The following is an 8,601-nucleotide window of genomic DNA, read 5'->3' on the forward strand; positions in this document are numbered from 1 at the left end:
TCCGCGAGTTCGACTTCGAACCCGGCAAGACCGCCTCTATCGGTGAGGTTCGAATAAGGGAGTGCGGATGGGTTGGCGCAGAGGCGTAGGATACCATTCTGCCGCACTTCTGCCAGTGATGCAGCGTCCGCACGGTGTGTTGCGCCTTGGGCGATTAGCGTCGTGAGTACGGCGATAGCAGCACTGTCAGGGATCAGACCATGATGCATCAACGAGGCTCCAGATTCCAAAGTCGCGCGCCGAGGCAACTATTCACCCACCTTAAATAGTAGCGGTGTCGTCAGGCGACAACCCGAGTACCGCTGCCTGCCGTCAACACGATCAGTTACCCCGCTCCTCACAACTGAGGTTCGCATCTAGTACTCCCTTTTCTTAAAGCGTGAGTCGCAATTCAAGATCGGAGGCCTACCGAAGCGAGAGAAGTCCACCTTTCGTCCAAAGGCCGCCGTATCACTGAGCTCTGATTCCGGGTACTAGGCGCGATCGGAAGCGCGCTGCCTAGCATTACAGTTGTTTTTTTGATTTGAAGTGGGCGCGTTGAGCGGCCGCCTGGTGAGCTCTGCGCCAGAAAGACCATGCGATGATGTGTGCGGGTTGAATCCGCTTCCGAGCGAGCCTGATGGCGATGCGGCGGATTTCCTGGATTGACCAGCGGATCAATGGCGGCGTGGCTATGCTTTGGCTTTTGCCGGGGGGCGCCGTTTCGTTTTTTTGGGCGGTGGCGGATTGGCGCGATGCATGATTCCCGCGTGCTGCAGCATCCGGAGCTCGCGCTGCTGAGCGCGTATCTGGCCGCCCATGCGCTCGATCTCGCTGCGAACCCAGTCGAGTTTTCGAGGGACGGCTCTTGGCGAAGGATTTCGAGCGGGTTTCTCGGCCTGGGTTCCGCTCGGTCAATCTCGGAGAGGGTCGGTCAGCTGTTGACTGACACCACGACCTGCACTTCGCAGCCGCGGGGCAAAGGGGCCCTGGTCATGCTTCCGTTCATCTGTGCTGTCAGCAGGTTGATGAGGCGGGTCCCCAAGCCGCTCTTCGCTTCGCTGGGGCAGCCGATTCCGTCGTCCCGCACGGTGATCATGACCTTACGGTCCATCGCCCTGATGTTCACTTCCACCGTGCCGGTTTGTCCTTCCGGAAAGGCGTACTTGAACGCGTTCGTCACCAGTTCGTTGATGATCAGCCCGATGGATCCCGCCTGAGAGCTCTTCACGGAGATCGAGTCGCAATGCACCCGTATCGCGATCGGACGCACTCCGCGATGAAAGTCCGCCAGGCTCCCGCATAGCCGCTCCGCGTAGGGCGCGAGATCGACGAGGTCGCTGTCGGCGACGCGCAACCTGTCGTGCACCTTGGCGACTACCTCCACCCGCGCCACGGCAGAGGCGATCGCGGCCTGCACCGCGGGATTGGAATCCGAGCGCGCCTGAAGGCGGAGGATCGAGATGATGGTCGCGAGGTCGTTCCTAGTGCGATGCGCGAGCTCCTGCAGGAGGACATCGCCGTACGACTTGGCTTGCGAAAGCTTGAGTAGGGTCTCCCGCAAGGTCTCGGTGACCGCGGCAATTACCAGGCCCGTTATCAGGAAGACGGTCAGTGGGACTATCGCCGAGGTCGCCGGCGGAGACATGAAATAGGCCGCAGCGATGACTGCGCTCGCCACGGTGGCCATCACACCCGACCCGTGGTCGAAGATCACCGATGCAAGGAATACCGCCGGGATAAACAGCAGCAAAGGATGGGAGTCCAGCGCGCCAAAGAGCAGGAGCTTTGCGGTGAACGTAATTCCGACCAGGCCGAGCGTCAGAAGGTATCGCACCCACACCGGGTATCGTGGCGTTACGACGATCAGGCGGAGCAGCAGTCTTTCCATCTGCGCTAACGTTGGGGTTCCAGCGCATGTTCCTTGAATCACCTCGCTGCGGACCTGGTCCTCATGAACCTGCCATCAGCAGGCGCAGGTTTCATAGTGCGCTCAGATCGTCGGGCACCTCGCCGAACTTCCGGATCACCTTGTCGCCGAAGTCGCCGCTCGACGGGTCTCCCGTCCGCGAGAAGGCCAGCGCGCCGACGTGGCCGGGCTTGCGCGCGAGCGCCTCGGCGCGCATGACGGCGGTGTTTGCGCTGAAGCACTCGACGGCTTCGCCTAGCGCGATGCTGTCGTCGGAAGGGATGAATGGCAGCGCGACGTAATAGGTCACCTCCGACACCTTTGTGCCTCCGTTCAGTTGCCGGTCGCCTCGAGGTTGCTGTAGCCCGCGAACGTCATTTCATTGAGGATCGCGGCCAGAACCGTCGGCGGCGGCGCGTCCGCCATGCCGTCGCCCAGGACCACGCGCATCGAGAGCCACTGGCGCCAGTCGACCAACTCCATCGCGAGCAGATCGTCGCTTCCTTCGGCCGTGCCGGAGACGTCGATGTGGCTGCGTCCGGATGCATGTCGCACCAGGTCGAAGCGGCAGGAATATTCCGTCGGAAGCGACTTCAGACCGACGATCTCGTCCCAAGCCTGGATGTGCCCCTCGCGGTTCGCGACCTGTCGGGGGCTTTGCCGTTCGAGTTCTGCAATCATTGGATCCCGGTCCAAGGACGCGAATAGCTCCGCAACCGTCATGTCGTCACCTCGTGGCGTCGGCGCCGTGGCGCCCGCGCGAATATCCGGTCGAGACCGCTGCCCGAAGCTCCGTGATCTGTGCTTCCAAAAAGTCGACGGTCACGATCAGCGCCTTGACCGCCTCCCGGGCGTCGCCGCCGCAGGCCGCGATGGCGTGGTCGGCGGCTGTCTCCAGGTCGCCTGCGGACGGCGGCGAAGGTTTGGGTGCGGCGGCCATGCCAAGTGTTCTCTTTTCGTTCGCGTAGAGTCAAGCCCGGTGTCGGTGGCGTTGCACATCGAGTTGGAAATGAAATTGCTGGGACGACGGGGGAGATGTCGGAACCGGCCGCCGCCGTTCGTCTTGAATTCGCACAGCCCGTTCTGTGGAAGCTCTGCGTAAATGGCCCCCCGCGCCAACTGGAAAGGCTTCCTGCGTTTGTCGCTGGTGACCTGCCCGGTCGCGCTCTATCCGGCGACCTCTGAGTCCGAAAAGATCTCGTTCAACCAGCTCAACCGCCAGACCGACTATCGCATCAAGTATCTCAAGGTCGACGCCGAGACCGGCGACGAGGTGCCCAACGAGGACATCGTCAGGGGCTACATGCTCGACAAGGACCAGTTCATCGAGGTGACGAAGGAGGAGCTCGAGGAGGTCGCGCTCGAATCCACGCGCACCATCGAGATCGACGAGTGCGTCGACAAGGCCGACATCGACCCGCGCTACCTGATCCGGCCCTACTACCTGCGGCCGCACGGCAAGGTCGGCCACGACGCCTTCGCCGTGATCCGCGAGACGATCCGGGAGATGGACAAGGTCGCGATCGGGCGGGTGGTGCTGACCAACCGCGAGCACATCATCGCGCTCGAGCCGCTGGACAAGGCACGCTGCTGCGCTACCCATACGAGGTCCGCTCCAAGTCCGAGTATTTCGGAGAGATCCAGGACGTCAAAGTCACCAAGGACATGCTCGATCTCGCCAAGCACATCGTGAATCAGAAGGCCGGTCGCTTCGATCCGGAGAAGTTCGAGGACCACTACGAAACCGCGGAGGCGCTGCGCCGGAGCGTTGGGCAGGAGGCCGCGCCGGCGAAGGCTGCCAAGCCGTCCAAGAAGCCGCGCAAGGCGTCGAGCGGCCAGAAGGAGATGCTGATGCCGATCGAGGGCAAGAAGCCCAAGGAGCCGGCGGCGAAGAAGCCGGCGGCTGGGGCGAGGCGGAAGACGGCCTGACCGACGTCAGTGCATCCGAATTCATACGGTGCGGCCGCCACCAATCGTTTACGACGTGCTGTTACGATATTCCGCGCGATGGGCAGCGATTTCGATCCATAGGCACAGGCCGAAGCGGCGATGAAGCAAGCCGTGCATGCCGTCGGTCTGGCAATGGATTCGCATAACATAGATTATGGAATATTTCGACGGATCTGCACGTTCGGATTTCAGATTTTGAAGCCCACAGGTGGAAATCCCATGTGGACACGCACATTCCGCTCTGGCGCCGACACACCAATACGGTTCAATCGCGACTCAGCGACGAATGAGATCAACGCGATGAGCTTCAAAGCGGCAGCCACGAATGGCGCATACGAGCCTACCTTACATTGTCCGAACTGCAATCACGAAATTCGACTGACGGAATCGCTTGCCGCGCCGCTCCTCGAGCAAACCCGCCGGCGCTTCCAGGAACAGCTCGCGGGAAAAGATGCTGAAGTCGCGCGCAAGACTGAGGCGCTCCGTCTGGAACGCGAACAGCTCACCAAGGACCGCGACGCGGTCGAAGACCAGGTCGCGAAACGATTGACGGCCGAACGCGAGCGGATTGTCGCTTCTGAAGCCAAGAAGGCGCGCGAAGCCTCTGCCACGGAACTATCAGCGAAAATTAATGAGGCTGCCGAGCTCCGTCAGCTTCTGGAGGCGAATAACCGCAAGCTTGCCGAAGCCCAGCAGGCTCAGGCTGAACTTATTCGCAAGCAGCGCGCGCTGGACGATGAGAAGCGTGAGTTGGACTTGACCATCGAAAAGCGCGTTCAAGCCTCCGTTGCAACGGTTCAGACCAAGGCCAGGCAGGAAGCCGACGACGCTGCTAGGCTTCGCGTTGCCGAAAAGGATCAAACGATCGAGTCGATGGCACGTACGATCGAGGAACTCAAGCGCAAGGCGGAGCAAGGTTCGCAACAGGCCCAAGGCGAAGTCCTCGAACTGGAACTCGAGGAGCTTTTACGCAGCCGTTTCCCAACGGATATCATAGAACCGGTCGGCAAAGGCGAGCTTGGCGCCGACGTCATCCAGCAGGTCAACGGCGCCGTCGGGCAGCCGGCAGGCATAATCCTATGGGAGACGAAACGTACCAAATCGTGGAGCGACGGTTGGCTGGCGAAGCTCAGGGATGACCAACGGCGGTCGGGCGCCGACGTATCGCTCATCATCTCGCACGCGCTACCCAAACACATCGAACAATTCGATCTGATGGATGGCGTGTGGGTCGCTCATCCTCGGTGCGCCCTCCCCGTTGCGGTAGCGCTGCGTCAAGCGCTGCTCGACGTATGCGGCGCACGGCTCGTGCAACAAGGCCAGCAGACAAAGATGGAGCAGGTCTATGACTATCTGACCGGCACCAGATTCCGGCAACGTGTCGAAGCGGTCATCGAGAAATTCAATGACATGAGAGACGACCTGGACAAGGAACGCAAGTTTATGGGTCGCCAATGGGCTAAACGCGAAACACAGATTGTATCTGTGATAGATTCGACCGTCGGGATGGTGGGCGACCTCCAAGCGATAGCCGGCAAGTCAATGCCTGAAATTCCCAGTTTGGCGCCTCCCCTGCTAGAAGCCGGTGATCCGCCCGAACGCAAGGCGAGCTAGTTTTCACAAGACGATCGCCTCCCTTCACTGCGCGTCACCAAGACGATGGGAACGGGGCCTGTAGCTCAATGGTTAGAGCCGGCCGCTCATAACGGTCTGGTTGCAGGTTCGAGTCCTGCCGGGCCCACCAATAAAATCAGGCACTTCTTGCACGGTTGGAAGTGGCTCTTTTTTCGAACCGCCTCAGATACGATGCTAATTTGTTCGTGTCACGTTCGTCCGTGGATCAATCTATAGCCATCAAAGGCGCCCGACTTGCAATGAGGTACCCTTTCGACGGAAAGGTCCTAGAGCGCCAGTGCCTCTTATCTTGCCCTCCCATTCGCATGTTGGTCTTTCTAAGATCACATCCGCTCCAACCCGAGTGCACACGTACGACGATCTTCACCCCTTGCATTCCGGAAACTGGCCGAAATCGTTCACTTCGCAATGAAAACGCCAAGAACGATGCACGTTCAAGCGAAATTAAAATCAGCTTTGGCAGTGGGGGCGGCATTGATCAAAGCCGGCGCGGACAAATCATAGGTGGCGCAACATCGGCGTAGTTCAGGAAACACCTCAATAGAACGTGAGCAACATGATGAAATTGGATCTCACGGCTGGATCGGTCCGTGGGCGTGTCGGATCGCAAGCGCATCCGGCACAGGGCACAGAGCGATGCGACACCGGGCGATCGAGATATCCATCGCTTTCTTGGCCAACGCACGCGTCTCAAGCCTGTCCCTGCGAACTGTGGAGTTATACTCATTCTGCGGAATGAGTATGACTCTGCCAGCCGACCTGACGAAATCGGACGAATTTCTACTGCGCCCGCCTTACAAAGGCACCTGCCCCAGGATCAGATGTCACAGTCTTTCCGTCAAAGATCGGCCTCCCGCGCAGGAAAGTTGCCACCGCTCTGAAAGGCAACTCAATTCCCTCGTACGGGCTCCATCCCACGAAATCATGCCCACTTGCAGCGGTTCGTAACGAAGGGGATGATGTGCCAGCACCACGAGATCGGCATCGCCGCCCGGCTCGATCGCGCCCTTGCGATGGCCGATGCGAAACAACCGCGCCGGGTTGGCTGCGTGCAAGCGCGCGGCCCATGTGAAATCCAGCCGCGCGCTCGAAGAGACCCTTGAGCAACAGTGCTTAAAGAACTTCGAGCCCCGGCACGCCTGATGCGTTCTTCAACATTTCGGGATCGTTCTTGCGGTTTCCGACCAGCTGACGTGATCGGTCGAGACGACAGTGACATGGTCGGCGGCAAGATGCCGCCACAACGCCTCCACCTCACGTCGCGGACGGATCGGTGGGTTGATCTTCGCCTTGCCGACTAAACGCGCGACGTCGATCTCCTCGTCGAGGATCCGCACCTGCATGCAAAGACCGCATGGCGGGATTTCCGGGCCTGGGAGGCGCAGGTTGCAGCCCGTCGCCAACCGCAAGACTGGCTGGCTGGGGCGGGAGAGATCGAATCTCCGAATGGCGGAATCAAAACCTGCTTGATTATATAGTGATTTCAAGGCGCATTTGGAAAAAATGGTCGAAACACACTCCAGTAATTTCAATAGGTTGGCTACTGTTTCCAAATGAAAATGGGGCAGCTAGCGATCGATTGAGCAACGCAGCTGCCCTTCAGATTCGCTTAGGCATGGCGCGCGCTACTGCCTTTGAGGCGGGGGGTATGTACCGCATCCGCAAATGGTACTGCGGCCGGCCCCTCGAGCCGCTGACGGCTCATGTCGGAGAGATGTCAGGCTTCCCGCGAAGGCGTCGAGGACGAGATCGCTTCTTTTGCGGAACGACGCGGCTGTTTAGGCAACCCAAATCTCGGAGCGATTGCCGCCTTCAGACCGCCGAGCTCCGACCTGGAGAGCTCCAGTTCCCACCCGTACGCATCCAGGACTTCCTGAACGATGGCAAGGCCCAGGCCCGCAGCGCCGCCTCGCTCGTCCAGGCGGACATTCTCACCGCACGAGGAATCAATCTCACGATTCTTCTTCCTCAGCGTAGGCTGCGCTTGCACTCAACTGCGGTAACGATCGCGCAAATTTTGCCATTTGGCTCGACGAGCTGTGAGGCATCAAGCCGCGCTGTCGATTATCCGCCTTTGCGACCGCGCGCAACACGGTGAGCGCAGCACTCAATGTACCAGCCTCTACGTTCGTCGAGTGCGCGGCATAGACCGGGAACGAGAAATGGGGTGCGTCAGGGACTAGATGTAGTTTTCCGGATGCTAGATGGGGCTGAACTGCATGCATTTGGAAGTAACCAGAACCACCCTCCAACAGAACATAGTTGAGCGCTAAGGGACCAAGATTGGCCACCAGGCTGGTGGTCGTATCTGGAAAACTCACCGCATGATGAAGAGAAAAATCCGGTCCCCATTCGACGTGAACGTATCTGAGATCATTTGCGCGATACGTCTTGAGGTCGGTTGTTACCAGAACGAGTTCTTCTTCCATCAGCAAGTCTATCTCCAAACCGGGTCGATGCTGGGGCGCGTACATGATCGCGATATCCACGAGTCCGGCCGCGACGTGCGTGATTAGATCTTGAGGAACGTCGACATGAACGCGAAGCGCTATGTCTGGATGCGCGCGCCGCATCATCCTGACCCACTCGACCAGAAGCGGCTGCCACAAGCTGACCTCGCTTCCAACCGTTAAAACTGCGCGGTGTCCTTCGGGTACCGCGACCTGCTGTTTTGCGCGCTGCCAGAGTTGTACAAATGTCGGAGCATAACGAAGGAATTGCTCACCCGCTGGGGTTAGGCTCGCACCGGCTTTACTCCGAACGAAAAGCGGTCGCCCGAGCTGCTGCTCAAGGAGCCGCACCCGTGCGCTAACCGTCGTTTGCGCGACATGCAGACGGTCAGCCGCTTTGATGAAGCTTCCGGTAGAGACGATCTCTAAAAAAGTCCTGGCAAGCTCAATATCCATTCGTCGCAGCCTTCGAAGGTAAAGTCGCGCGTCATGACATCCTTCCTTCCTCCTCCATTGAGAGGCCGGGCGCCGTCGCAAGGGCGCCAACCGTAGAATTCACGCATAAGCTCAGGAGATAGGAGAGCCGGCTCCGGAAATCTGCACAGGACGTTAAGTGGAGTTTCTGCCTGACGACGGGCACGATAGGCCCGCGAATCAGGAGAGACGATGAGCAGACGA

The 8,601-nt window shown here is 59.6% G+C and carries 7 protein-coding genes, 1 tRNA gene and 4 pseudogenes; 3 read left to right on the top strand and 9 right to left on the bottom strand.

Features of this window, described 5'->3' with window-relative positions; genetic code table 11:
• From IVA82_RS00005 to IVA82_RS00025, 5 genes and pseudogenes are all read right to left on the bottom strand, one after another.
• A pseudogene (locus IVA82_RS00005) lies at window positions 1–209 on the bottom strand (hypothetical protein); the annotation flags it as partial.
• Between the two features lie 704 nt (window positions 210–913).
• Entirely contained in the window at window positions 914–1,870 is a 957-nt protein-coding gene (locus IVA82_RS00010; protein WP_247387168.1) for a histidine kinase dimerization/phosphoacceptor domain -containing protein, read from the bottom strand.
• A gap of 91 nt (window positions 1,871–1,961) precedes the next feature.
• The gene (locus tag IVA82_RS00015; protein WP_247387169.1) at window positions 1,962–2,207 is read right to left on the bottom strand and encodes a hypothetical protein; all 246 of its coding nucleotides are present in this window, start codon (window positions 2,205–2,207) and stop codon (window positions 1,962–1,964) included.
• 14 nt (window positions 2,208–2,221) lie between these two features.
• Window positions 2,222–2,569, bottom strand: a complete 348-nt coding sequence (locus tag IVA82_RS00020) for a DUF6557 family protein (protein WP_247387170.1) — start codon at window positions 2,567–2,569, stop codon at window positions 2,222–2,224.
• A 46-nt stretch (window positions 2,570–2,615) separates the two neighbouring features.
• A complete protein-coding gene (locus IVA82_RS00025) occupies window positions 2,616–2,828 on the bottom strand; it encodes a hypothetical protein (RefSeq protein ID WP_247387171.1) in 213 nt (70 codons plus the stop codon).
• A gap of 162 nt (window positions 2,829–2,990) precedes the next feature.
• On the opposite strand from IVA82_RS00025, the pseudogene IVA82_RS00030 reads away from it, so the two are divergent.
• The 3 genes and pseudogenes from IVA82_RS00030 to IVA82_RS00040 all read left to right on the top strand — a co-directional run bounded on the left by IVA82_RS00030 (window position 2,991) and on the right by IVA82_RS00040 (window position 5,582).
• A pseudogene (locus IVA82_RS00030) lies at window positions 2,991–3,817 on the top strand (Ku protein).
• A gap of 321 nt (window positions 3,818–4,138) precedes the next feature.
• Entirely contained in the window at window positions 4,139–5,452 is a 1,314-nt protein-coding gene (locus tag IVA82_RS00035) for a DUF2130 domain-containing protein (RefSeq protein WP_247493117.1), read from the top strand.
• Window positions 5,453–5,506: 54 nt separating this feature from the next.
• A tRNA-Ile gene (locus tag IVA82_RS00040) sits at window positions 5,507–5,582 on the top strand.
• 671 nt (window positions 5,583–6,253) lie between these two features.
• Here the strand turns inward: IVA82_RS00040 and IVA82_RS00045 are convergent.
• From IVA82_RS00045 to IVA82_RS00060, 4 genes and pseudogenes are all read right to left on the bottom strand, one after another.
• Window positions 6,254–6,801 (bottom strand): annotated as a pseudogene (locus IVA82_RS00045) (dihydroorotase family protein); the annotation flags it as partial.
• Window positions 6,802–7,190: 389 nt separating this feature from the next.
• A pseudogene (locus tag IVA82_RS00050) lies at window positions 7,191–7,400 on the bottom strand (sensor histidine kinase); the annotation flags it as partial.
• Between the two features lie 25 nt (window positions 7,401–7,425).
• A complete protein-coding gene (locus tag IVA82_RS00055) occupies window positions 7,426–8,379 on the bottom strand; it encodes a LysR family transcriptional regulator (protein ID WP_247387172.1) in 954 nt (317 codons plus the stop codon).
• Window positions 8,349–8,601: hypothetical protein (locus IVA82_RS00060; RefSeq protein WP_247387173.1), on the bottom strand; the 253-nt coding region annotated here is incomplete at its 5' end. The genes IVA82_RS00055 and IVA82_RS00060, both read right to left, overlap by 31 nt.

This window comes from Bradyrhizobium sp. 142, from assembly GCF_023074015.1.
Classification (GTDB): domain Bacteria; phylum Pseudomonadota; class Alphaproteobacteria; order Rhizobiales; family Xanthobacteraceae; genus Bradyrhizobium.

Excerpts from the sequence above, each read along its gene's own strand:
- IVA82_RS00020 (WP_247387170.1), bottom strand. The coding sequence starts at position 2,569 with ATGATTGCAGAACTCGAACGGCAAAGCCCCCGACAGGTCGCGAACCGC.
- IVA82_RS00010 (WP_247387168.1), bottom strand. The coding sequence starts at position 1,870 with ATGGAAAGACTGCTGCTCCGCCTGATCGTCGTAACGCCACGATACCCG.
- IVA82_RS00025 (WP_247387171.1), bottom strand. The coding sequence starts at position 2,828 with ATGGCCGCCGCACCCAAACCTTCGCCGCCGTCCGCAGGCGACCTGGAG.
- IVA82_RS00055 (WP_247387172.1), bottom strand. The coding sequence starts at position 8,379 with ATGGATATTGAGCTTGCCAGGACTTTTTTAGAGATCGTCTCTACCGGA.
- IVA82_RS00035 (WP_247493117.1), top strand. The coding sequence starts at position 4,139 with ATGAGCTTCAAAGCGGCAGCCACGAATGGCGCATACGAGCCTACCTTA.